The sequence below is a fragment of the Variovorax sp. V118 genome (assembly GCF_041154445.1).
Taxonomy (GTDB): domain Bacteria; phylum Pseudomonadota; class Gammaproteobacteria; order Burkholderiales; family Burkholderiaceae_C; genus Variovorax; species Variovorax boronicumulans.
Genome location: NZ_AP028663.1, coordinates 2,559,614 through 2,583,421 on the forward strand (window position 1 = coordinate 2,559,614; position 23,808 = coordinate 2,583,421).

At 70.4% G+C, this 23,808-nt stretch carries 21 protein-coding genes; 9 read left to right on the forward strand and 12 right to left on the reverse strand.

Annotation, left to right across the window (positions count from 1 at the left end; all coding sequences use genetic code 11):
• Nucleotides 1-34: 34 nt before the first annotated feature.
• Nucleotides 35-976, forward strand: coding sequence for a tripartite tricarboxylate transporter substrate binding protein (locus tag ACAM52_RS11785; protein ID WP_369647726.1), 942 nt, complete (start codon nucleotides 35-37; stop codon nucleotides 974-976).
• The gene (locus ACAM52_RS11790; protein WP_369647108.1) at nucleotides 973-2,160 is read left to right on the forward strand and encodes a M20 aminoacylase family protein; all 1,188 of its coding nucleotides are present in this window, start codon (nucleotides 973-975) and stop codon (nucleotides 2,158-2,160) included. Before ACAM52_RS11785 ends, ACAM52_RS11790 begins: the two co-directional genes overlap by 4 nt.
• 4 nt (nucleotides 2,161-2,164) lie before the next feature.
• Here ACAM52_RS11790 and ACAM52_RS11795 read toward each other — a convergent pair whose 3' ends face one another.
• Nucleotides 2,165-3,049: an AraC family transcriptional regulator gene (locus ACAM52_RS11795; RefSeq protein WP_369647109.1), complete on the reverse strand. Its 885-nt coding sequence runs from the start codon at nucleotides 3,047-3,049 to the stop codon at nucleotides 2,165-2,167.
• 95 nt (nucleotides 3,050-3,144) lie between these two features.
• Between ACAM52_RS11795 and ACAM52_RS11800 the strand changes: the two genes are divergently transcribed.
• The 4 genes from ACAM52_RS11800 to ACAM52_RS11815 are packed head-to-tail and all read left to right on the forward strand — an operon-like array spanning nucleotide 3,145 to nucleotide 5,665.
• The gene (locus ACAM52_RS11800; RefSeq protein WP_369647110.1) at nucleotides 3,145-3,693 is read left to right on the forward strand and encodes a carboxymuconolactone decarboxylase family protein; all 549 of its coding nucleotides are present in this window, start codon (nucleotides 3,145-3,147) and stop codon (nucleotides 3,691-3,693) included.
• 1 nt (nucleotide 3,694) lies between these two features.
• The gene (locus ACAM52_RS11805; RefSeq protein ID WP_369647111.1) at nucleotides 3,695-4,246 is read left to right on the forward strand and encodes a redoxin family protein; all 552 of its coding nucleotides are present in this window, start codon (nucleotides 3,695-3,697) and stop codon (nucleotides 4,244-4,246) included.
• Between the two features lie 22 nt (nucleotides 4,247-4,268).
• Nucleotides 4,269-4,961 carry a glutamine amidotransferase gene (locus ACAM52_RS11810; RefSeq protein ID WP_369647112.1) on the forward strand — a complete coding sequence of 231 codons (693 nt, stop codon included), beginning with the start codon at nucleotides 4,269-4,271 and terminating at the stop codon, nucleotides 4,959-4,961.
• Nucleotides 4,958-5,665, forward strand: coding sequence for an MOSC domain-containing protein (locus tag ACAM52_RS11815; protein ID WP_369647113.1), 708 nt, complete (start codon nucleotides 4,958-4,960; stop codon nucleotides 5,663-5,665). Before ACAM52_RS11810 ends, ACAM52_RS11815 begins: the two co-directional genes overlap by 4 nt.
• Nucleotides 5,666-5,672: 7 nt before the next feature.
• On the opposite strand, the gene ACAM52_RS11820 is transcribed toward ACAM52_RS11815, so the two are convergent.
• Complete coding sequence (locus tag ACAM52_RS11820) at nucleotides 5,673-7,034, reverse strand: homoserine dehydrogenase (protein WP_369647114.1); 1,362 nt, start codon at nucleotides 7,032-7,034, stop codon at nucleotides 5,673-5,675.
• A 319-nt stretch (nucleotides 7,035-7,353) separates the two neighbouring features.
• Here ACAM52_RS11820 and ACAM52_RS11825 point away from each other — a divergent pair, with 319 nt between their 5' ends.
• The 3 genes from ACAM52_RS11825 to ACAM52_RS11835 are packed head-to-tail and all read left to right on the forward strand — an operon-like array spanning nucleotide 7,354 to nucleotide 13,016.
• Nucleotides 7,354-10,047, forward strand: a complete 2,694-nt coding sequence (locus ACAM52_RS11825) for a bifunctional acetate--CoA ligase family protein/GNAT family N-acetyltransferase (protein ID WP_062472839.1) — start codon at nucleotides 7,354-7,356, stop codon at nucleotides 10,045-10,047.
• Between the two features lie 60 nt (nucleotides 10,048-10,107).
• Nucleotides 10,108-11,121: a DUF4105 domain-containing protein gene (locus tag ACAM52_RS11830; RefSeq protein ID WP_369647115.1), complete on the forward strand. Its 1,014-nt coding sequence runs from the start codon at nucleotides 10,108-10,110 to the stop codon at nucleotides 11,119-11,121.
• The gene (locus ACAM52_RS11835; protein ID WP_369647116.1) at nucleotides 11,118-13,016 is read left to right on the forward strand and encodes an esterase/lipase family protein; all 1,899 of its coding nucleotides are present in this window, start codon (nucleotides 11,118-11,120) and stop codon (nucleotides 13,014-13,016) included. The genes ACAM52_RS11830 and ACAM52_RS11835 overlap by 4 nt, the downstream gene beginning before the upstream one ends.
• A 7-nt stretch (nucleotides 13,017-13,023) precedes the next feature.
• On the opposite strand, the gene ACAM52_RS11840 is transcribed toward ACAM52_RS11835, so the two are convergent.
• The 10 genes from ACAM52_RS11840 to ACAM52_RS11885 all read right to left on the reverse strand — a co-directional run bounded on the left by ACAM52_RS11840 (nucleotide 13,024) and on the right by ACAM52_RS11885 (nucleotide 23,806).
• A complete protein-coding gene (locus ACAM52_RS11840; RefSeq protein ID WP_369647117.1) occupies nucleotides 13,024-14,784 on the reverse strand; it encodes a dipeptide ABC transporter ATP-binding protein in 1,761 nt (586 codons plus the stop codon).
• Nucleotides 14,781-15,608 carry an ABC transporter permease gene (locus ACAM52_RS11845; RefSeq protein WP_369647118.1) on the reverse strand — a complete coding sequence of 276 codons (828 nt, stop codon included), beginning with the start codon at nucleotides 15,606-15,608 and terminating at the stop codon, nucleotides 14,781-14,783. The genes ACAM52_RS11840 and ACAM52_RS11845 overlap by 4 nt, the downstream gene beginning before the upstream one ends.
• A gap of 135 nt (nucleotides 15,609-15,743) precedes the next feature.
• Nucleotides 15,744-16,709 carry an ABC transporter permease gene (locus ACAM52_RS11850; protein WP_369647119.1) on the reverse strand — a complete coding sequence of 322 codons (966 nt, stop codon included), beginning with the start codon at nucleotides 16,707-16,709 and terminating at the stop codon, nucleotides 15,744-15,746.
• A 9-nt stretch (nucleotides 16,710-16,718) separates the two neighbouring features.
• On the reverse strand, nucleotides 16,719-17,603 hold the full coding sequence (locus tag ACAM52_RS11855) for an ABC transporter substrate-binding protein (protein ID WP_369647120.1): 885 nt from the start codon (nucleotides 17,601-17,603) through the stop codon (nucleotides 16,719-16,721).
• Nucleotides 17,510-18,307, reverse strand: a complete 798-nt coding sequence (locus ACAM52_RS11860; RefSeq protein ID WP_369647121.1) for an ABC transporter substrate-binding protein — start codon at nucleotides 18,305-18,307, stop codon at nucleotides 17,510-17,512. Before ACAM52_RS11860 ends, ACAM52_RS11855 begins: the two co-directional genes overlap by 94 nt.
• 164 nt (nucleotides 18,308-18,471) lie before the next feature.
• Entirely contained in the window at nucleotides 18,472-19,611 is a 1,140-nt protein-coding gene (locus tag ACAM52_RS11865; RefSeq protein ID WP_369647122.1) for a YeeE/YedE thiosulfate transporter family protein, read from the reverse strand.
• Between the two features lie 199 nt (nucleotides 19,612-19,810).
• On the reverse strand, nucleotides 19,811-20,761 hold the full coding sequence (locus ACAM52_RS11870; RefSeq protein WP_369647123.1) for a sulfurtransferase: 951 nt from the start codon (nucleotides 20,759-20,761) through the stop codon (nucleotides 19,811-19,813).
• Nucleotides 20,762-20,880: 119 nt separating this feature from the next.
• On the reverse strand, nucleotides 20,881-21,924 hold the full coding sequence (locus ACAM52_RS11875; RefSeq protein WP_369647124.1) for an LLM class flavin-dependent oxidoreductase: 1,044 nt from the start codon (nucleotides 21,922-21,924) through the stop codon (nucleotides 20,881-20,883).
• 19 nt (nucleotides 21,925-21,943) lie between these two features.
• Nucleotides 21,944-22,870 carry an ABC transporter substrate-binding protein gene (locus ACAM52_RS11880; RefSeq protein WP_139706248.1) on the reverse strand — a complete coding sequence of 309 codons (927 nt, stop codon included), beginning with the start codon at nucleotides 22,868-22,870 and terminating at the stop codon, nucleotides 21,944-21,946.
• A gap of 12 nt (nucleotides 22,871-22,882) precedes the next feature.
• The gene (locus tag ACAM52_RS11885) at nucleotides 22,883-23,806 is read right to left on the reverse strand and encodes an ABC transporter substrate-binding protein (RefSeq protein ID WP_369647125.1); all 924 of its coding nucleotides are present in this window, start codon (nucleotides 23,804-23,806) and stop codon (nucleotides 22,883-22,885) included.
• Nucleotides 23,807-23,808 lie beyond the last annotated feature (2 nt).

A 23,808-nucleotide genomic window follows, 5' to 3' on the forward strand; every position in this document is an offset into this window, starting at 1 on the left:
CTTCCGATCCGCGCTGCTGCTCGGCTGCGGGCTGATGCTGCTGGCCGCGGGCCCCGCCCGCGCCGACGGCTTTCCCGCCAAGCCCGTGAACCTGATGGTTCCCTACCCGGCCGGCGGCCCCTCGGACGCCACCGCGCGCATCTTCACCGTGCCGCTGGGCAAGGCGCTGGGCCAGCAGGTGGTCGTGGAGAACCTGGGCGGCGTGAGCGGCGCCATGGCCGCGCAGAAGGTGCTGGCTGCGCCGGCCGACGGCTACTACCTCTTCCAGGGTTCGCCCAACGAGATCATCCTGGCGCCGCTGGCCAATGCGGCCGTGAAGCTCAAGGCCGAAGACTTCCGCATGGTGCACCCGGTGGCCGAGGCCGTGATGGTCTTCGTCGCCCGCAAGGACCTGCCGGCCAACAGCGTCGACGAGCTCATTGCGCTGGCGCGCAAGTCGCCCGACAAGCCGCTGTCGTACGGCAGCGTGGGCATCGGCTCGCTGTACCACCTGATCCTCGAGAAGGTGCAGCTGGACACCGGCGTGAAGCTCATGCACGCGCCCTACAAGGGCAACGCGCCGCTGCTGCAGGACATCGGCGGCGGCCAGGTCGACTTTGCCGTGCTGGTCTACAGCGCTGCCATGGGCGCGCTGGCCGACCAGGGCCGGCTGAAGATCCTCGGCCAGCTCGGCGGGCAGCGCTCCGAGCTGCTGAAGAACGTGCCCACCGCCAGCGAAGGCAAGGAGCTGAAGAACTTCAACTACAAGACCTGGAGCGGCTTCTTCGTGCGCAAGAACACGCCCGAGGACGTGGTGCAGAAGCTGCACCAGGCCGTCGGCGCGGCGCTGAAGGAAACCAGCGTGCGCGAGCAGCTCGCGGCCCAGACGCAGCTGGCCTCGCCGCAGACGACGCTGGCCGAATCGGCGAAGTTCTACGAAGCCGAAACCGCGCGCTACCGCGACATCGCCAAGTCCATCCGCCTGGAACCCCAATGAGCACCACCGCCCTCCTGAACGACCTGCACGCCAGCGCCGACACCTTCATCGGCATCCGCCGCGACATCCACCAGCACCCCGAACTCGGCTTCGACGAGCACCGCACCTCGGCGCTGGTGGCCGACAAGCTCCAGGCCTGGGGCTACACCGTCGAGCGCCACGTGGGCGGCACGGGCGTGGTGGGCCGGCTGGTGCGCGGCAGCGGCACGCGCCGCCTCGGCCTGCGCGCCGACATGGACGCCCTGCCCATCGACGAGGCCACAGGCCTGGCCTACGCCAGCGAACACACCGGCGTGATGCACGCCTGCGGCCACGACGGCCACACGGCGATGCTGCTGGCGGCGGCGCAGCACCTGGCCGAACGCGGGCGCTTCGACGGCACGCTGAACCTGATCTTCCAGCCCGCCGAGGAAGGCGGCGGCGGCGCGGTGCGCATGATCGACGACGGCCTGTTCGAGCGCTACCCCTGCGACGCCATCTTCGCGATGCACAACATGCCCGGCATGGCGCAGGGCCGGCTGGCAATGCGCGAAGGCCCGGCCATGGCCTCGTCCGATTACGCCACGATCACCCTCACCGGCGTGGGCGGCCACGGCGCCATGCCGCACCGCGCGGCCGACCCCATCGTGGCCGCGGCCAGCACCGTGATGGCGCTGCAGAGCGTGGTCTCGCGCAACATCGACCCGCTGCAGATGGCGGTGGTCACGGTGGGCGCCATCCATGCGGGCAAGGCCAACAACGTGATCCCGCAAGGCGCGGTGCTCGAGGTCAGCGTGCGCGCCCTCGACCGCGAGGTGCGCAAGAAGATCGAAACCCGCATCAAGGCGCTGGTGGCCGCGCAGGCCGAGAGCTTCGGCGTGCAGGCGCAGATCGACTGGCGGCCCGGCTACGCGGTGCTGGTCAACACGCCCGAAGAAACCGCCTTTGCGCGCACCGTGGCCGAAGAGCTCGTGGGCGCGGCGCAGGTCACCTGGCAGACGCCGCCGCTGCCGGGCAGCGAAGACTTCGCCTTCATGCTGGAGCGCGTGCCCGGCTGCTACCTGCTCATCGGCAATGGCGACGGCGACGCGCACGGCGCCTGCATGGTCCACAACCCGGGCTACGACTTCAACGACAGCAACGTTGCCGTGGGCGGCGCCTACTGGGTGCTGCTGACCGAGCGCTTTCTGCGCGCGGAGGGTTGAGCGCTCAAGCCGACTGCCGCGCGAGCCATTCGCGCGGCGACACGCCCACCTTCTGCGCGAACAGGCGCGACAGCGCCGAAGCGTTGGCGTAGCCGAGGCTGTCGGCAATCGCCTTGACCGACGCGCCCGTGCGCAGCTCGGCCTGCGCGATGGTCAGGCGCCATTGCGCGAGGTAGTCGGCGGGCGTCGCACCCACCACCGACTTGAAGCGCGCCGCGAACGCGCTGCGCGACATGCCGGCCTCCGTGGCCATCTGTTCGAGCGGCCACGGCTCGCCCGGGCGCTCGTGCAGCGCGACCAGCACGCGCGCCAGTTGCGGGTCGCCCAGGCCCGTCAACAAGCCAGCAGGCACGCCGCTCTCCTGCGGATGGTCGAGCAGCCAGCGCAGCAGCTGGATCAGCACCACCTCGAACAGCCGGTCGGCCAGCAGGCGGTGCCCGCACAGCACGCGCCCGGTTTCCGCGAACAGCAGCGCCAGCGCCGCTTCGAGGCCGTCGACCGCATGCAGTGGCAGCCGCACCAGCGGCGGCAAGGCGCGCACCAGCGGGTGCGCCTCGCCGCCGTCGAAGTCGACCGTGGCGCAGACGAAGTCCGAGCCCTCGGTGGGCGCGTTGTGGAAGTCGTGCGCCAGCGGGCGCGGGTAGAACAGCAGGCTGGGCTCCTTCACGACCAGCTTGCGCGGCACGCCGGCCGCGCGCACCGACGGCGCCGAATGCGTGACCACCATCTCGCCGCGCCGCATCACATGCAGGAAGCTGCGCCCTTCCTTCGCCGCGAAGTGCGTCACGCCGCACAGCGGCCCCGTGTGGAACAGGTGGGCCCGGACACGGAAGCGCTCGAGCAGGGACGAGAGCCTGTCGATGGGCGGCGGCGGTGTTGCGCTCGGCATTGGACGAAAAGGTATGTTGAATGGATGAAAGCGTTTAAATCATACGGATTGCGGGAAGACACTGCTTGCATCGTCATCACCGAAAGGAAGTCTTCATGCCCCGCGTCAACCTCGTCACCGACACCGCCGCCACCGGCGACGCCCAGTCCTTGCTCTCTCAAGTCCACGGGGCCTTCGGCGCCACGCCCAACATGTTCCGCGCCGTCGCCAACTCGCCCGCGGCGCTGCGCAGCCTGTGGGGATCGTTCGGCGCGCTCGGCGGCGGCGTCATTCCGGCGCAGCTCGGCGAGCAGATCGCCGTGGCCGTCGCCGACCGCAACGCCTGCCACTACTGCCTCGCGGCGCACACCGCACTGGGTCGCAAGGCGGGCGTGTCGGCGGCCGACATGACCGCCGCGCAGGCCGGCGAATCGGCCGACCCGCGCACGGCGGCGGCGCTGCGCTTTGCGCTCAAGCTCGTCGATGCGCGCGGCCAGGTCAACGACGCCGACGTGCAGGCCTTGCGGGCCGTGGGCTTCGACGACCGGCACATCGTCGAGATCCTGGCCCACGTCGCGCTGAACCTGTTCACCAACTACGTGAACGTGGCGTTCCAGGTGCCGGTGGATTTCCCGCAGGTGAAGCTGCGCACCGAGGCAGCCTGACATGGCCTGGCCGCGCCCCGAGGCACCCGAGCTGCAGGTCGCGCAGTGGCTCAACACCGATGCGCCCGTCACGCTCGCGTCGCTGCGCGGCCGGGTCGTGGTGCTGCACGCGTTCCAGATGCTGTGCCCGGCCTGCGTGTCGCATGGCCTGCCGCAGGCGAAGAAGACGCGGCAGCTCTTCGCCGCGAAAGACGTCGCGGTGATCGGCCTGCACTCGGTGTTCGAGCACCACGAAGTCATGACACCGGCCGCGCTCGACGCCTTCGTGCGCGAGTACCGCCTGGGCTTTCCCATCGGTATCGACCAGCCCTCGCCCACCGGCGGCATCCCCGCCACGATGCGCGACTACCAGTGGCAGGGTACGCCGAGCACGGTGCTGGTCGACCGGCAGGGGCGCTTGCGCATGAGCCACTTCGGCATGCTCGACGACATGGCGCTGGGCGCCGCCATCGGGCAGCTTGCCGCCGAAGAGGTGCCTGCGCACCTCATTGCACAACCTGCAGACGATGCATCGCCAGGCGGCCCGTGCGACGACACCGCCTGCCGCGCCTGAAAGAAGAAAGGACACTCGCCGCATGCCATGCATCGCCCTGCAACACCTCGCCTTCGAAGACCTCGGGCGCTTCGCGAACGTGCTCACCCAGGCCGGCCACGCCATCGACTACCGGCAAGCGGGCCCGTCCGCGCTCAGCGCCGACGAATGGCGCCACGCCGACCTCGTCGTGGTGCTCGGCGGCCCCATCGGGGCGTACGACACCGCGACCTACCCCTGGCTCGCCGAGGAGATCGCCGGCCTGCGCGAACGGCTAGCGCTGCAGCGCCCGACGCTGGGCCTGTGCCTGGGCGCGCAGCTCATGGCCCGTGCGCTCGGCGCGCGCGTGTACCCGTCGGGGCACACGGAGATCGGCTGGGCGCCGGTCGACCTGAGCGCGGCGGGCCGGGCCTCGTGCCTCGCGGCGCTGGACGGCGAACCTGTGCTGCACTGGCACGGCGACACCTTCGATCTGCCACCCGGCGCCGAACTGCTCGCCAGCACCGCGCGCACGCCGCACCAGGCCTTCAGCCACGGCCGCCATGCGCTGGCGCTGCAGTTCCACCCCGAGGCCGACCCCGCACGCATCGAGCCCTGGCTGATCGGGCACCACCACGAACTGGCCGCGGCCGGCATCGACGTTCCCGCGCTGCGCACCCGCAGCGCCGAGTTGGCCAACAAGGGCTCCGATGCCGCGACGCGCATGCTGACGGCCTGGCTGGACCAGCTCGCATGACGCAGCCCGCTCTGCGCATCGACGCGCTGCTGGTCGGCCCCGTGGCCCTGCTGCCCGACGGCCGCACGCGCAGCGGCATCCGCAAGACGCCGACGGCCGATGCGCTGCGGCTGTCGCCCACCGGCCTGCAGGGCGACGCGCAGGCCGACCTGCGCATCCACGGCGGTGTCGAGAAGGCCGTGCACCACTACCCGCGCGAGCACTACGCCGGCTGGGCGGCGGGCGGTCACTGCACCGAACAGCTGGCGCACGCGGGCGCCTTCGGCGAGAACATCTCGACCACGGGCTGGGACGAATCGACCGTGTGCATCGGCGACGTGGTCCAGCTCGGCGACGCGCGGGTGCAGGTGTCGCAGGGCCGGCAGCCCTGCTGGAAGCTCGACGCGCACTTCGGCAGGCCCGGCATGGCGCGCGAGATGCAGGCGCGCGGCTGCACGGGCTGGTACTACCGCGTGCTCGAACCCGGCTGGGTGCGGGCCGGCGCGATGGTCACGCGCGTGGAACGCCCGCATCCGGACTGGCCGCTGTCGCGCCTCATCGCCCTGCTGTTCTCGCGCGACGCGCGCTTCGCGCCCGAATGGGAACAGGCCGCCGCCCTGCCCGCCCTGGCCGAACGTTGGCGCGCCACGTTTCGCAAGCGGGTGGATGCAGGGCGCGTCGAAGACTGGGAGCCGCGGCTGCGCGCACCCGCGTCCGACCCCTGAGCGCCCTTCAGTCGTCCAGCGTTTCCACACGCAACGCGATCACGGGCCCAGCCACGACCGGGCTCGCTTGCAACGCATGCAGCGCAAGATCGACCGCGCTTTGCAACGCCGATTCGGTAATCACCAGCACCTGCGGCGCCGCATCCGCCGGCCCATTCGCCAACACCAGCTGCCGCACCGGCAGCCGCTGCGCGGCCAGCAGGTCGGCCACGGCCGCGATGTCGGTCACCGCCTGCACCGGCACGCGCAGGTAGTGCGCGCTGCGCACGGCCGCGCGCGGCAGCACCGGCAGTTCGCGCACCGCATGCGCATGAAAGCCCGTGTGCGGCACGCGCTGGCCGGCGTGGGTGCCGTCCAGGCGCGCCACGTCGACCAGGTCGGCGATCACGGCCGAGGCGGTCTGCTCCGAGCCGGCGCCCGCGCCGTAGTACATCGTGACGCCCGCCGCGTCGGCCTTGACCATGATGCCGTTCATCGAGCCGTTCACCTGCGCGAGCAGATGCGTCGCCGGCACCAGCGCGGGCTGCACGCGCAGCTCCACCCCTTCTTCACGTCGGCGCGCCACGCCCAGCAGCTTGACGCGAAAGCCCAGCTGTTCGGCGCAGGCCACGTCCAGGCGCTGCAGCGCGGTGATGCCCTCGACCTGCGCATCGGCAAAGCGCACCGGCATGCCGAAGGCGTTGGCGGCCAGCAGCGCGGTCTTGTGGGCGGCGTCGACACCCTCGATGTCGAAGGCCGGATCGGCCTCGGCATAGCCCAGCGCCTGGGCCTGCGCGAGTGCGTCGCCGAAGTCCAGGCCCTCGTCGCGCATCTTGCTGAGGATGAAGTTGGTGGTGCCGTTGACGATGCCCGCCACCCATTCGATGCGGTTGGCCGTGAGGCCTTCGCGCAAGGCTTTCACGATGGGGATGCTCACCGCCACCGCGCCTTCGTACATCACGGCCACGCCGTGCGCGCTGGCGGCGGCGAAGATCTCGGGGCCGTGCACGGCCAGCAGCGCCTTGTTGGCCGTGACCACGTGCTTGCCGTGCGCAATGGCCGCCAGCACCCAGTCGCGCGCCGGGCCGGTGCCGCCGGCCACCTCGACCACCACGTCGACATCGGGATCGGTGGCCACCTGCATCGGGTCGGCCGTGAGCGCCACGCCCTCGCCCACGATGCCCTGGGCACGCGCGAGGTTGCGCGCCGCCACCACCGTCACCTCGATGCCGCGCCCGGCGCGCGCGGCAATGAGGTCCTGGTTGCGGGCCAGCACGCGGAAGGTGCCCGCGCCCACGGTGCCGATGCCGATCATGCCGACGCGCAGGGGGCGAATGGCCGCAGGATGGCTGGGCTGGGGCAGGAAGGACGAGACGGGATCGCGGTACATGGGCTTCTCCAAACAACGAACGAACAGGACAAAAACAAAAAAACCCAGCTGCCAGCTGGGTTTCGTTCATTCGGGAGAAGAGACACCAGGTGGCTGCCGGAGCGGCCACCCTGCGCGTGCTCAGGGGGCCGCGGCGGTCATGGTGGTAATCATTCGCGCATTCACTGCGTCGCTCGTTCGCACGCAGGCGGCGAACGGCATCGTGCGGCCGACAACGGCGGCGCTGGATGCAGCAACGGGGGAAAGTGAAAGGCACGACATGAGCCGGCGAGTGTACACGCGGTGCTTGCGGCACGCCCCGATCCGGGCAAACTAGGGCATGGACAAGCATTTCCTGACCCCCCTGTTCGCCCCGGCGTCGATCGTGGCCTTCGTCGGCCAGCCCAGCGATCCGGGGGGCCAGACCGCCCTGGGCCGCACGCTGCGCGAAGCCTTCCGGGCCGACCGCTTCGACGGCACGCTGCGCTTTCTGGACGTGCGCACCCAGGGCACGCTCGAAGAGCTGGCGCAGACGCATGCCGACCTGGCGCTGATCGCGCTGGCGCCGCACGACGTGGCGGCCGCCCTCGAGATCGCGGGGCGCATCGGCTGCAAGGCCGCGGTGGTCATCTCCACCGGCATCGCCGCCGAGCAGGCCGCGCAGTGGCGCAAGATCGCGCGCCGCGAAGGCGTGCACCTGCTGGGCCCGAATTCGCTGGGCTTCCAGCGCCCGCCGCTGCACCTGAACGCCAGCGTGGCCGGCCCGCTCGCGCGCACCGGGCCGCTGGCGCTGGTGTCGCAGTCGGGCGCGCTCACGGCCTCGATGCTCGACTGGGCACGGCAGAACGGCGTGGGCTTTTCCAGCGTGGTGTCGCTCGGGCCGCACACCTCGGTCGACATTCCGCAGGTGCTCGACTTCCTGGCCAACGATTCGAGCACGCACAGCATCATCGTGTACCTCGAAGGCATTGCCGACGCGCGCCGCTTCATGAGCGCGCTGCGTTCGGCCTCGCACGCCAAGCCGGTGGTGGTGCTCAAGGCGGGCCGCAAGCCGGCCGGCAACGAGGCCGCGCAGACGCACAGCGCGGCCATCGTGGGCAGCGACGACGTGTTCGACGCCGCCCTGCGCCGCGCGGGTGCGGTGCGGGTGCGCTCCTTCGTCGAGCTGTTCTCGGCCGCCAAGTGCCTGGCCTCGCGCTACCGGCCGGTGGGCAAGCGGCTGGCCGTGGTCACCAATGGCGGCGGCCCCGGCGTGCTCGCGGCCGACTGGATCAACGAGATCGGGCTGGACCTGGGCCGCCTCTCGGCCCCCGCGCAGCGCTCGCTGCAACCGTCGCTGCCGGCGCTCGCGTCGCTCACCGACCTCATCGACCTCTCGGAAGACGCCACGCCCGCGCACTTTCGCGCCGCCATCGACACCGCCTCGGCCGACAGCCAGATCGACGGCGTGCTCGCCATCTTCTCGCCCAAGGCCGGCGTCGACGCGGCCGCCACGGCGCGCGCGCTGGCCGACATTCCGCGCCCCATGCCCAAGCCGCTCTTGTCGTGCTGGATGGGCGACGCCTCGGTGGGCAATGCGCGGGCCGTGCTGGCCGAGGCCACCATCCCGAGCTTTCGCACGCCCGAGGCGGCCGTGGGCGCCTTCGGCAACATCGCGGCCTTCTACCAGAACCAGCAGCTGCTGCAGCAGACGCCGCCGCCGCTGTCGGCGCTGGCCAAGCCCGACATCGACGGCGCGCGCCTGCTCATCGAGAGCGTGCTGGCCGAGCGGCGCAAGGTGCTGACCGAGATGGAGTCGAAGTCGCTGCTGTCGTGCTTCCACATCCCGATCACGCGCACGCTGCTCGCGCGCAGCGCCAACGAGGCCATGATGATCGCCACGCAGCTGGGCTTTCCGGTGGCGCTCAAGATCGACTCGCCCGACATCTCGCACAAGTCCGACGTCGAGGGCGTGGCGCTGAACGTGATGAACGGCACCAGCGCGCGCGACACCTACCTGGAGATGATGGAGCGCGTGGCGCGCCTGGCGCCCGACGCCCGCATCAACGGCGTGACCGTGCAGAAGATGGTGCGCGCGCGGCGCGGGCGCGAAATCTACGTGGGCCTGGTCACCGACCAGCCCTTCGGTCCGGTGATCGTCTTCGGCGCGGGCGGCACCATGATCGAGCTCATGAACGACCGCGCGATGGAGCTGCCGCCGCTGAACCAGTTCCTGGCGCGCCACCTCATCGAGCGCTCGCGCGTGGCCGAGACGCTGGGCGAATGGCGCGGCGCCAACGCCGTGAACATGGAAGCCATCGAAGACGTGCTGCTGCGCGTGTCCGAAATGGTGTGCGAGCTGCCCGAGCTGCGCGAGATGGACATCAACCCGATCATCGTGGACGAGCACGGCGCGGTGTCGGTCGATGCGCGCATCGTGGTCGACAGCAGCACGCAGGCTGTGGCGGGCCCGGTGGGCAACGGCTACCAGCACCTGGCCATCATGCCGTACCCCGCGCGTTACCGGCGCGAATGGCCGCTGCCCGGTGGCGGCGCGTACGTGGTGCGGCCGGTGCATCCGAACGACGCGCAGATGCTGCAGGCGCTGGTGCAGGGCCTGTCGCCCGAGAGCCGCTGGTTCCGTTTTGTCTCGCGCTTTCACGAGCTGCCGCCGTCGATGCTGTCGCGCTTCACGCTCATCGACTACGACCGCGAGATGGCGCTGGTCGCCACCGTGATGGAGCGCAGCACCGCGCCCGACGGCAGCATCCTCGAGAGCGAGCGCATCGTGGGCGTGTCGCGCTACATCACCAACCCCGACCAGACCAGCTGCGAGTTCTCGCTCGTGGTGGCCGACGAGTTCAGCGGCAAGGGCATCGGCTCGCGCCTCATGGAAAGCATCATCGACGTGGCGCGCGACCGCGGCCTTTCCGAGATGGACGGGCTGGTGCTGGCCGGCAACCCCGACATGCTCAAGCTGGTGCGGCGGCTCGGCTTCTCGGTGAAGTCCTTCCCCGAGGACCCGGACTTCAAGCTCGTGACCTACCCGCTGTAGCCCGACGGCGGCGGCTGCAACTCGACGAGAATCGGCCGCCCTCCACCTCCGCGTTTCTTCATGCTCCGAATCCTTTTGCGCTCCCTCGGCCGCCTGCTGGTGAGCTTCGCCGTGTTGCTGTCGGCCGCCTGGGCCTGCGCGGCCCTCTGGTATCAGCTGCCCGCGACGCTGCCGGTCAAGGTCGGCGCGATGGTGCTGTGGGGCCTCTTCGGCCTGGCGGCGATCGTGCTGCTGTGGCGCGGCAAGGCCGGCCGCTCGCTGCTGGCTTACGCCATCGGCTTCGTCGTGCTGCTCGAGTGGTGGGGCACCATCGCGCCCTCTCAGCATCGCGAATGGGCCGACGACGTGGCCCGCCACCTGAAGCCGCGCGTCGAAGGCAGCGTGGTCACGATGGAGAACGTGCGCAACTTCGACTGGCGCAGCGACACCGACTACACCGTGCGCTGGGACACGCGCCGCTACGACCTGGACCGCCTGCGCTCGGTCGACGTGTCGCTGTCGTACTGGACCGGCCCGGCCATCGCCCACACGCTGGTGTCCTTCGGCTTCGACGACGGACAGTACGTCACCTTTTCCATCGAGATCCGCAAGGAGCGCGGCGAGAGCTTCTCGTCCGTGGGCGGCTTCTTCAAGCAGTTCGAGAACAGCCTCGTGGCCGCCGACGAGCACGACATCCTGCGCGTGCGCACCAACGTGCGCGGCGAAGACGTCTACATGTACCGCGTGCACCTGCCGCAGGCCGAGATGCGTTCGCTGTTCCTGGGCTACGTCGGCGAGGCCAATGCGCTGGCGCGCGCGCCGAGCTTCTACAACACGCTCACCGCCAACTGCACAACCATCGTCTACAGCCTCGCCCGGCACGTCGTGCCCGGCCTGCCGATGGACTACCGCCTGCTGGCCTCGGGCTACCTGCCCGAGTACCTGCACGACGTGGGCGGCCTCACGCCCGGCCTGAGCATGGACGCACTGCGCGCCGGCGGCCGCATCACCGACCGGGCGATCGCCACGGACCAGCAGCCCGGCGTGAACTTCTCGCAGGCGATCCGCAACGGCCTGCCGGGCGCGGCACCATGAGGCGCATCGGCTTCCCCGCCCTGCTGCTGGCGCTGTCGCTGCTCACGGGCTGCGCGGGCGTCACGGTCGGCACCATCTCGCCGGCCGACTACCTGGCGCAGCGGCGCGGCGACGTGCTCACCACCGGCCAGCTCAGCAGTTCCGCACAAGAGGTGCTGCGCGTCATCGGCTCCGATGCCGACCAGTGCCGCAAGGACGGCCGCGCCTGCCGCCAGAACCTCGCCACCTCCGCCGGCCTGAACGACGAGCAACGCATGTCGGCGCTGTCCGAGGTGTGGCTGCAGCTCGCGCTGGCGGGCGGCGACGGCGGCTCGGCCGCGCAGCCCATGGCGCCCGAGGCCATCGAGGCCTGGCTCGAAACCGCGCGCCACGCCTACGCCTACCTGTTCCACACGGCGCGCAAGCCGCGCGACCGCGCCTTCGAAGACCGCCAGACGCAGGTGCGCGACTACTACAACTACGCGGTGCAGCGCGCCATCACCGGCCTGTTCAGCCGCTACCGCAAGAGCGACATGTCGATGGCCGCCATTCCGCAGGTGAGCGGCTGGCGCATCGACGCCGACCTGTCGGCGGTGCAGCTCGCGCCCGACGCGCCCCCGCCGAAAGAGCTGATTCCCGCCGCCTCGCTGACCTTCTCGGGCCTGCGCAACATCTACCGCCGCGACGGTTTCGGCGCCGAGCTGGTCGCTGCGGGCGACGACCGCCCGACCGCGGCGCAGGCCGACGAAGACGCCCCGCCCTTCAGCGAAACGCCCTTCCCCGCCCTCACCGCGCTGCTGCAGTTCGACGGCGCCACCCTGCAGGACGTGCTGGCCACGCGCACGCTGCGCATCGCCGTGTTCGACCCCTACCGCACCAGCACGATCAAGCTGGCGGGCGAAGAGATTCCGCTGGCCGCCAATTTCACCTCGGGCTACGGCCTGTGGCTGGCCCACTCCGACTTCGCGCTGCAGGCGCTGCGCAGCCTGTTCGGCGGCGCCGAGGGCCTGACCCGGCCGCACATCTACCTGATGCAGCCCTACGACCCGAAGCGCCGCACCATCGTCATGCTGCATGGCCTGGCCAGCAGCCCCGAGGCCTGGATCAACGTGGCGAACGAAGTGCTGGGCGACGAGACGCTGCGCCGCCGCTACCAGATCTGGCAGGTGTACTACCCCACGAATGCGCCGCTGCCGCTGAACAACCTGGCCATCCGCGAAGCCATCACGCAGACCTTGGCGCACTTCGATCCGCAGGGCCGCGCCGAGGCCTCGCGCAACGTCACGCTCATCGGCCACAGCATGGGCGGCGTGCTCTCGCGCCTCTTGGTGTCGTCGTCGGGCGACGTGCTGTGGGACGCGCTGCGCGAGGGCTACCCCATGCCGGCCGCGCAGCGCCGCCGCATCGAGGAAGGGCTGGGGCCCTACCTGCGCTTCGAGCCGCTGCCCCAGGTCAGCGACGCCATCTTCATCGCGTCGCCGCACCGCGGCACCTCGTTCGCCAACAAGCGCATCTCGCGCTGGGTGGCCAATCTCATCACGCTGCCGGTGGCCATGCTGGGCCAGCTCAACGACATCTCGCGCGAGCTGATGCGCGTGGCGCCCAGCTCGCAGGACATGGGCCCGCTGCGCATTCCCAACAGCATCGACAACCTCAGCGACCGCGATGCGTTCGTGCGCCTGTCGTCCGGGTTGCCGCTGAGTCCGAAGGTGCGCTACCACTCGATCATCGGCAACGACACGCCGGGCCTGCCGCTGGCCGAGTCGAGCGACGGCATCGTGCCCTACACCAGCGCGCACCTCGACGGCGCGGTGTCGGAGCTGGTGATCCCGTCGGCGCACAGCGTGCAGGAGCACCCGCTGGCGATCCTGGAAATCCGGCGCATCCTGCGCGAGCAGCTGCAGCGCGTGCCCTGAGGGCACTTCATGTCGTGGCGAGCACGGCAGCGGCCGGTGCGTGCCGCATGTCCGGCACCGCCGCCATCAACGCCCGCGTGTACGCGTGCTTCGGCGCATCGAGCACTTCGGCCGCACTGCCCTGCTCCACCAGCCGCCCGCGCTGCATCACGCCCACGTCGTCGCACATGTGGCGGATCACCGCGAGGTTGTGGCTGATCAGCAGGTAGGTCAGGCCGAACTCGTCCTGCAGGTCGCGCATGAGGTTCAGCACCTGGGCCTGCACCGACACGTCGAGCGACGAGGTCGGTTCGTCGCAGACGATGAACTCGGGCTGGCTGGCCAGGGCCCGCGCGATGGCGATGCGCTGGCGCTGGCCGCCCGAGAACTGGTGCGGGTAGCGCCGCCCGTCGTCGGGCGACATGCGCACGCGGCGCAGCGCCTGGGCCACGCGCTCGGCGGTTTCGTCGGCGCTGGCGGCCAGGCCCAGCACTTCGACCGGCTCGGCGATGAGCCGGTCCACGCGCCAGCGCGGGTTGAGGCTGGCATGCGGGTCCTGGAAGATCATCTGGAAGCGCCGCCGCAGCGCGGCCGTCTGCGCGGCGTCGCCCCAGCGGTCGATGCCGTCGAAATGCACGCTGCCGGCCGTGGGCCGCGTGAGGCCGGCGATCATGCGCGCCACGGTCGACTTGCCCGAGCCTGACTCGCCGACCAGCCCGAAGGTGCGGCCGCGCGCGATGTCGAAACTCACGCCGTCGACCGCGTGCAGCACCTTCTTCGGCTGGCGCGCGAGTATGCGCACGAGCCAGCCTGCCGAGAGATCGAATTCGCGCGACAGGCCCTGCACGCGGATCAGAGGCGGGCCGTCGGCCGGCGGCGCCACGGTCTCGACCTGCGCGGGTGGCAACGCGGCAGCCACGGCAACGTCCGCGCCGATCTCCGGCACCGGCAGCCGATGCAGCCTGTCGTGCACCGAGGGAATCGCGGCCATCAACGCGCGCGTGTACGGCTCGCGCGGGTGGTCGAGCACCTGGCGCACCGGGCCGGTCTCCAGCACACGGCCCTGGTACATCACCATCACGCGGTCGGCCGCCTCGGCGATCACGCCCATGTCGTGCGTGATGAGCATCGCGGCCGTGCCGCGCTCGCGGCAGACGCGCCGGAACACGCGGATCACCTGCGCCTGCACCGACACGTCGAGCGCGGTGGTGGGCTCGTCGGCAATCAGCAGCTGCGGCTCGGCGCACAGCGCGAGCGCAATCGCCACGCGCTGGCGCATGCCGCCCGAGAACTGGTGCGGGTACTGGTCGATGCGGCTTTCGGGGTCGGGAATCTCCACGTCGGCCAGCAGCGCCAGCGCGCGCCGGCGTGCCTCCTGCTCGCTCACGGGCAGGTGCGTGCGGATGGTTTCGATGAGGTGCCTACCGATCGGGTAGACCGGGTTCAGGCTGGTCAGCGGGTCCTGGAACACGCTGCCGATGCGGCGCCCGCGCACGCGGCGCATGTCTTCGCCGCGCAGCGTGTCGATGCGCTCGCCGTGCAGCTCGACCGTGCCGCCCGCGATGCGGCCCGGCGGCGGGACCAAGCCGATGACGGCGGCGCCGACCATCGACTTGCCCGCGCCCGATTCGCCGACCACGCCCAGGATTTCGCCCGGTGCGATCTCGAACGAGACGCCATCGAGCACCTGCACCGTGCCCCGGTGCGTGTCGAAGGCCACGTCGAGCCTGCGCACCCGCAGCACGGGCGTTTCGCCGCGGGGCGATGGCGAGGGGTCGCGCGCGCTCATTGCAGCCTCGGGTTCAGGGCGTCGCGCAGCCAGTCGCCCGCCAGGTTGACCGAGAGCGCCAGCGCCAGCAGCACCAGCGCGGGAAACAGCAGGATCCACCACTCGCCCGAGAACAGAAAGCCCTGCCCGATGCGGATCAGCGTGCCCAGCGACGGCTGCGTGGGCGGCAGCCCCACGCCCAGGTACGACAGCGTCGACTCCGCCACGATGGCCAGCGCGAAGCTGATGGTGGCAATCACCAGCACCGGCGCCAGCAGGTTCGGCAGGATGTGCCGCACCAGGATGCCGGTGTGCGAACGGCCGATGATCTGCGCGGCGGCCACGTAGTCCTTGTGCTTCTCGAGCATCACCGCGCCGCGCACCGTGCGCGCGTACTGCACCCATTCCGACAGCCCGATGGCCGCCACGATCACGTACACCGCCATGTCGTCGCGGTAGCCCTCGGGCAGCAGGCCGCGCGCAATGCCGAAGATCAAGAGCGCCACCAGCAGCACCGGAAAGGTCAGCTGCACATCGGCCACGCGCATCACCAGCGTGCCGAACCAGCCGCCCGCATAGCCCGCCGCCAGCCCGAGCGGCACGCCGATGGCCAGCGACAGCCCCACCGCGCTCACGCCCACCAGCAGCGACATGCGCAGCCCGTAGAGGATGGCCGAGAACACATCGCGCCCCTGGTCGTCGGCGCCCAGCGGGTAGAACGCGCCCGAAGCGCCCTGCTGCCCCGGCGGCGTGAAGGCGTCGATCAGGTCGAGCACGGCCGGATCGAAGGGGTCCTGCCGCGCGATCCACGGTGCGAACAGCGAGGCCAGGGCAACCAGCAGCAACGAAGGCCGCCAGTTGCACGGTGCGCGAGCGTGCGAAGGCGCGCAGCACGGGCGACTCGGCGTTGCGCCAGCGGCGCGGCGCGGGGGCGCCGGTCGGAGAAGGAAGCGTCATTCGGAAAAAAAAGCAAGAAGGCGTCAGGCGCGTCGCAGGCGCGGATCGACCAGCACATACAGCAGGTCGACGATGAAATTGATCGCCACGTACAGCAGCGCGATCAGCAGCAGGTAGGCCGCCACCACCGGCACGTCCACCCCCTGGATCGACGTGATGAACAGCAGGCCCACGCCCGGCCACTGGAACACCGTCTCGGTGACGATGGCAAAGGCCACCAGCGAGCCGATCTGCAGCCCAGTGATGGTGATGACCGGGATCAGCGTGTTGCGCAGCGCATGGCCGTAGTTCAGGTCGCGCTCGCGCAGCCCGCGTGCGCGGCCGAAGCGGATGTAGTCGGCGCGCAGCACCTCCAGCATCTCGGCGCGCACCAGCCGCATGATCAGCGTCAGCTTGTACAGGCCCAGCGTCAGCGCGGGCATCAGCAGCGACGCCCAGCCCGAGGCCGTGAGCAGCCCGGTGCTCCAGCCGCCGAGCCGCACCGTGTCGCCGCGTCCGAACGAGGGCAGCCAGCGCAGCTCGACCGCGAACAGGTAGATGAGTCCGATGCCGATCAGGAAGGTGGGCAGCGACACGCCGACCAGCGACACCGCCATGACCGCGCGGCTGGCCACGCTGTCGCGCCGGATCGCGGTGTACACGCCCAGCGCCACGCCGCCCGCCACCGCCAGCACGGCCGCCACCAGCGCCAGTTCGAGCGTGGCCGGCAGCCGCTCGGCGATGAGCTCGACCACCGGCCGCTTCAGCCGGTACGACACGCCCAGGTCGCCCTGCAGCGCGTGGCCCACGTAGCGCAGGTACTGCACCGGCACCGGGCGGTCGAAGCCCAGTTCGGCCGTCAGCGCGGCGCGTTCTTCCAGCGTGGCGTCTTCGCCGAGCAGGCTGATGGTCGGGTCGCCGATGTGGCGGAACACCAGGAAGGACACGAACGACACCGCCAGCAGCACCAGCACGGACTGGCCGAGCCGGCGCAAGAGATGAACCCACATGACGTGTGCTTACGGTTTCGCTACCTTCACGTTCTTGAAGAACACACTGCCGTCGGGGCTGACCGGAATGTCCAGCTTCGGGGTCGAGGCGAAGTTGAGCACCTGGTCGTGCAGCGCGATGTAGATGCGCTCCTTCTGCACGGTCTGCCAGATGGCTTTGATGGTGGCGTCGCGTTTCGCCTTGTCGCTCTCGGCCGCCAGCGATGCGATCTGCGCGTCGACCTCGGCGTTGCTGTAGCCGGTGGCGTTGGTCGGGCCGCGGCCGTCCTTGCCGCGCGTGTGCACCAGGTAGTCGAAGATGTAGGCCGAGTCGTAGGTCGGCACGCCCCAGCCGAACAGGTAGAAGTCGGTGTCGGCCGAGTTGATGGCGGTGCTGTGCAGCGCAATCGGGCGCGCCGCCACCGTGGTCTTGATGCCGATGCGCCCGAGGAAGCCCGACACCGCCGTGCTGATGGCCTCGTCGTTCACGTAGCGGTCGTTCGGCGTGTGCAGCGTGATCGCAAAGCCGTTCGGGTAGCCGGCCTCGGCCAGCAGCTTCTTCGCCTGCGCCGCGTTGGCCTTCGGGTAGGCCGCGAAGCCCTTCTCGTAGCCGTGCACGAACGGCGGCGCGATGATGCCCGAGGGGTTCGACAGCCCGCGCATCACCGCCGCCTTGATCGCGTCGCGGTCGATCGCCAGGCCGATGGCCTCGCGCACCTTCGGGTCGGCCAGCGGGTTCTTGCCCTTCACGTCGGCGTACTTGAGCTCCTTCGCGCCCACGTTCAGGCCCAGGAAGATCGAGCGGTTCTCGGGCCCTTCGGTCACGCGCAGGCGCTTGTCGGCCTTGAGCCGGCCCACGTCCTGCGCCGGCAGGTCCTGCACGAAATCGACCTCGCCCGACAGCAGCGCGGCCACGCGCGTCGCGGCGACTTGATCGGCACGTAGACCAGCTCGGTCACGTCCAGCGGAAACTGGCCGCGGCCCCAGTACTGCGGAAACTGCTTGAGCACCGTGCGCGCATCGACCTCGCGCGAGGCCAGCACGTACGGGCCGGTGCCGTTCTCGTTGCGGGTCGCGAAGTTCTCGGTCTTGCTGGCCACGTCCTGCGACTGCTCGGCCTTGTTCGCCTTCGCCCAGGCTTCGTTCAGGATGAAGAGGTTCGTGAGGTTGTTCGGGAAGATCAGGTTCGGGCCCTTGGTCTTGACCTGCACCGTGAGCGCATCGACCTTCTTCACCTCGGCCACCGACGACAGCAGCGACTTCAGCGCCGAGCTCGGCGCCTGCGCGCGCTGCAGCGAGAACACCACGTCGTCGGCCGTGAGCAGCGCGCCGTCATGGAACTTGACGCCGGGACGCAGCTTGAACTCCCACACCGTCGGGTCGGCCGTGAGCTTCCACGAGGTGGCCAGCGCGGGCTGCAGCTTGCTGTCGGCGCCGCGCAGGATCAGCGGCTCGTAGATCTGGTGCAGCAGCCCGAAGTTGGTGCCGGTGTTGACCGCATGCGGGTCGAGCGTGGCGGGGTCGGCGCTGCGCGCCCATCGCACGGTTTCGGCGGCGGCAACAGGCGCCTGCAGCAGGCCGGCGGCCAGCAGGGCCGCGGTCAGGAGTGGTCGGAGCATGGAATCCCTCGGGTGTTCTTTGGAAGAGAAGACAGGCGGACGGCCGCGCGGGGCGGCGTCGTCCTGTGCCTGTGCGTGAGGGACTGTGCCCTGCCCCGCGCCGTCTCGAAAGAAGGACTCCGCATATGGAAATGCGGTGTCTGCCGCGCTGCGATGAACGGCGATCACGCCCTTACGGCGAGACGCTTCAATCGCAGCCCGCCCCACACCGCCAGCAGCACGCTCGCGCCGAACACCCAACCCGACAGCGCGCCGGCCATCGTGCCGGAGAGCAGGTTGCCGACCGTGCAGCCCAGCCCGGTCATCGCGCCCCACCCCAGCAGCACGCCGCCACCGAGGCCGCGCACGACCTGCCCCACGGTCGGCCATGCGGGCTTGAACTGCCCGCTCGCCAGCGCCGCGGCCAACGCACCCGCCACGAGGCCACCGACCAGCAGCGCGTTGGGTGTTTGCCAGAGGCTTTCGACCACCGCCGTGACGCAGCCGCCGAAACCGTCGAGCCCGTCCAGGCGCTGCGGCAGCAGGCCGTGCGCGTTGCCGAAGTCGCGCGCGGCGCTGCCCAACGCGGCGGTGACGCCGAGGGGACGCAGCCGCAGCACCACGATCACGGCGATCGCGCCGACCGCGAGGCCGCCCCACGCATACGGCCATCGCCCGTGCAGCAGGCGGCGCGCGGCGTCGATGAAGCGGCGCGGCGTGGGCAAGGCAGCCTCACCCGCCGGCAGCTTTCGCCAGAGCCAGGCCGCGAGCGCGGCGAGCACCGCCAGCTGCAGCGCGGCCGAGCCTGCATAGCCCAGGTGATGCGGCAGCCACACCACCGGCGCGGTGACGATGGTGGCGCTGTAGAGCCAGTTCCAGCTGGTGAACCCCAACAGGAATCCCGCGCCCGCACCAAGCAGCGCAAAGGGCGCAGTCGGCGAGCCTTCGCCCAGCCGGTACCAGTGCGCGCTGATGCACGAGCCCGACACCACCATGCCCGCGCCGAAGGCCAGTCCCGCGAGCACCAGGGCGACGCTGACCGGCCCGATGTGCGCATCGGGCGGCAATCGCCCCGGCTGCGGCACGGGCAGCCAGCCCGTCATGACGACGTGCATGCCCACGGTGCCGACCGCCAGCGCGGCCACGATGGCCAGCAGGCCACGCGCGTCGCCGCCTTCGAAGTAGTCGCGCGCGTGGCAGTAGAAGCAGAAGCGCGAGCGCTGCAGCACCACGCCGAGCACCGCGCCCAGCCCGAGCGCGAAGGCCAGCGCACGGCCGCCGCTGCGCTCGCCGAGCAGGTGCACGCTGGCGGCGACCAGCAACACACGACGACCGCAGCGGCCAGGCCCGTGCGAGAAAGCGGCGCAGGCGCCGCATGGATTGACGAAGCAGACATGCCCCGGTCCCTCTTTTTTGGGTCCAAAAAAAAAGCGAGCCCGAGGGCTCGCCCAATGTCGCTCATCAGAGAGGCCGCGAGGTCCCTCCAACGCCGACTCACCTCGAACTCATCTCACCTCAACTCATTCATTTGGACGCCCACACCGTGCCGGCCGGGTTGTTGACCGGCACGCCGACGGCGTTGCCGTACTCGGTCCACGAGCCGTCGTAGTTGCGCACGTTCTTGTAGCCCAGGATCTTGTGCAGCGCGAACCAGGTGTGGCTCGAGCGCTCGCCGATGCGGCAGTAGGTGATGGCCGGCTTGCTGCCATCGATGCCGACGGCCGCGTAGATCGCCTTCAGCTCGGCGGCCGACTTGAAGGTGCCGTCTTCGTTCACCGCACGGCCCCAGGGCACGTTGGCCGCGCCGGGCACGTGGCCCGCGCGCACCGCCAGTTCGGCGGCGCCCGCCGGCGCGAAGATCTTGCCGCTGTACTCGTCGGCCGAACGGATGTCGACCAGCTTCGCGTCGGAGCGGCCCTCGGCCACGGCCAGCACGTCGGCCAGCCGCGCGCGCAGCTGCGGGTTGGGCTGCGTCACCTTGAAGCGCGTGGCGACATGCTCGGGCGCGCGGTTGTCGAGCACGCGGTTCTCGGCCTCCCACTTCTTGCGCCCGCCGTCGAGCAGCTTCACGTTCTGCACGCCGTACTGGTCGAACACCCAGGCGCCCCAGGCGGCGAACCAGTTGTTGGTGTCGCCGTAGAGGATCACGGTGGTGTCCTTGTCGACACCGGCCGCCGACAGCAGCTTTTCGAACTCGGCCTGGCTCACGATGTCGCGGCGCACGCGGTCGTTGAGGTCGTTGTGCCACGAAAAGTTCACCGCACCCGGGATGTGGCCGCGCTCGTACAGGCCCGGGTTCACGCTGACCTCGATCAGGCGCAGCTTCGGGTTGCGCAGGTTCTTCTCGAGCCAGTCGGTGGAGACCAGCGGACCGCTGCCGTCGGCCGAGGCCTGCGCGAAGGCCGACGGTGCGGTGGCCAGGAAGGTCAGCGTGGCGAGGGACGCGGCGCGCCACCATCTGCTGAAGATCGACATGCGGGACTCCTTGTGTTGAATGGAAGACATCTGAAACAGATCAGAGCGAACTCTAGGCAGGCCACCCGCGATCACCAACGAAGCGTTTGCGATAAGCGCATGCGCAAAGCGTCTGAGGCTCAGGCGAGTGCAGCCTCTTGATGCGGCAGCTCGGCGCGCACGCGCCAGCCCAGTTCGGGCGCGATGCGCACCGCCAGGTCGTCCAGGATCTGCTCGTAGGCCTCGCTGTCGAAGTTGTAGGGCAGCTCCACGCGCAGCTCGCTCACGAGCGGCAGTACGGGGTCACGGTGCAGGCGCTCCAGGATCTCGTCCGCGCTGCCCACGAGGTCGCCGGCGAACAGCGTGCGGCGCTCGCCCTGCGGCGACAGCGTGCGCTCGACGCGGCCCGCCGCGAAGGCGCGGTAGCGCCGCCGCGTGGCCGCATCGGCGCCGTCGAGCGGCACGATCACGCGGCCCAGCGCGATCCGCCCGCGCCGCGCGCCCGGCACTTCGCTCGCACGGTAGCGCTCGACCAGCCCGGTCTGCGCCTCGAGGAAATCGTCGGTGGTCTCGCCCGTGAGCACGTTGCCCAGCAGCAGGTGAAAGCCGTTGCGCCCCGCCCATTCGGCCGAGCGCAGCGACCCGCCGCCGTACCAGAGCCGCCCGACGAGGCCGGGCGCATAGGGCTGCACGCGCGGACGCACGCGCCCGCCGGCCGATTCGACCACCGTGTCCTCGTCGCCCAGCAGCACGTCTTCGAGGTTCGCGCGCAGCCGCGCCACGCGCTTGTGCGTGAAGTCGACCGTGGCCGGCGGCGCGTCCTGGAAGCGCCCGCCCAGCAAGGCACCGTGCGGCGGCGCGCCCGCGCTCAGGCCCACCTGCAGGCGACCGCGCGAGAGCACGTCGACGGTGGCCAGGTCTTCGGCGAGCCGGAACGGGTTCTCGTAGCCCATCTGGATCACGGCCGCGCCGAGTTCGATGCGGCGCGTGCGCTGCGTGGCGGCGGCCAGGAAGGTCGGTGCCGACGACACGGCGCGCTCCAGGTGGCGCTGGCGCACCCAGGCGCTGTCGAAGCCGCGCCGTTCGCCGAATTCGAACAGCCGCAGCGCGGCTTCGAGGCCCGCGTGCGGGTCGGCCTCGTCGTAGTTGCCGGGCGTGAGGAAACCGATGTGCTGGATGGTCATGGTCGTGGGGTTCGCAGGGTCAGAACTTCGGCAACCCCGGCGGGTTGACTTCCGATTTCGGCAGCGCCTCTTCGGCCAGGCGCCAGCGCGCGAGCGCCTTGGCGTAGGTGCCGTTGCGGATCAGGCCGTTGGCCGCGGTGGTCAGCGCCACCGCCAGCCCGCTGCCCTTGCGCGTGGCCACGGCCACGTCCGACTTCAGCGGCCAGCCCGCGTTCACGGTGCCGGCCAGCCGCAGTTGCCCGTTCTTCGCGGCCTCGTAGGCCTGCGGTGCGTTGGGGTTGAAGTTGGCGTCGACGCGTTTCGTCGTCACCGCCAGCCAGCGCGTCACATCGTCGTCGTAGTACTGGATCGACACCGGCTTCAGGCCCGCGGCCACGTTCTGCCGGTCCCATTCGAGCAGGATGCGTTCCTGGTTGGTGCCGGCGCCGGTCGTGAGCTTCAGGCCCGCCACGTCCTTGGGCTCCTTGATCGACTGGATGGCGCTGTCGGTGCGCACGTAGAAGCCGTGCAGGCCGAGCCGGTAGGTCGAGAAGTCGAACTTCTCCTTGCGCTGCTCGGTCACGCCCACGTTGGAGATCACGGCGTCGTACTTGCCCGAGCTCAGGCCCAGCGGCCAGTCGGCCCAGGCGACGGGCCGCAGCTCCAGCTTCAGGCCCAGCGCCTCGGCGATGAGGTGGGCAAAGTCGGGGTCGAAGCCCACCACCGTCTTCGCGTCGGTGGCGTAGGTGGAAATCGGCGGCGCGAACGGCGCGATGGCGATGGTCAGCACGCCCTCCTTCACGAACTTGAAGCTCGGCGGAATGGCGTTGACGGCCTCGGCGTCCTTGCCGGTGTGCAGGCGGCCCTTCTGCTCGGGGCTGAAGTCGAAGGCGTCGGCGGCGTGCGCCGGCGCGAACGCCATCAGCCCGAGGGCGGCCAGCGCCCCCAGTTTTTTCTTGAGCGACATGGTCCCCTCCCCTCAGTTCTTCGGCAGGCCGGGCGGGTTGGTGCGCGCCACCTCGATGGCCTCGGACGCCAGGTTCCAGCGCGACAGCGCCTTGCCGTAGTTGCCGTTCTTGATCTGCGTGTTCAGCGCCAGCGTCACGGCCTCGGCAATGCCCGAGCCCTTGCGCGAGGTGACGGCGATCTCGGCATTGAGCGGCCAGCCGCCCGACACCAGGCCCGCGAGCCGGGTCTTGCCGTCGCGCGCCTCGTAGGCCGCGATGGCGTTGGGGCCCACGTACGCGTCGGCGCGGCCCGACTGGATGGCCAGGCGCTGCACCACATCGTCGTCGTAGTACTGGATCTCGATGGGCTTGAGGCCGGCGGCCAGGTTCTGCTTGTTCCAGCGCAGCAGGATCTGCTCCTGGTTCGTGCTGGCCGTCACGATGAGCTTCAGGCCCGCGATGTCCTTCGGTTCCTTGATCGGCCCGAGCTTGCTGTCCGACTTCACGTAGATGCCCAGCTGGTCGTTGCGGTAGGTCGAGAAGTCGAACTTCTCCTTGCGCTCCTCGGTCACGGTCACGTTGGACACCACCACGTCGAACTTGCCCGACTGCAGGCCCAGCGGCCAGTCGGCCCAGGCGGTGGACACCAGCTCCAGCTTGCGCCCCAGGCTGTCGGCCACGAGTTGCGCGATATCGGGCGCGTTGCCCACGGGCGTCTTCGTGTCGGTGGCGTAGGCCGCGAACGGCAGCCGGCCGGTGGTGGTGCCCACGACGAGCACGCCCTCTTTCAGGAACTTGAAGTCCTTCGCGAGCCGCACGGCCTCGTCGATCTTCTGCGCGCGCGGGCGGCCGGGCTGCTCGGGGCTCAGGTCGGGCGCCGGGGCGGTCTGGGCCGTGGCGGCCAGGGGCAGCAAGGCCGCAAGAAGAACAGTCAGGAGATGGCGTCGATGGGTCATGA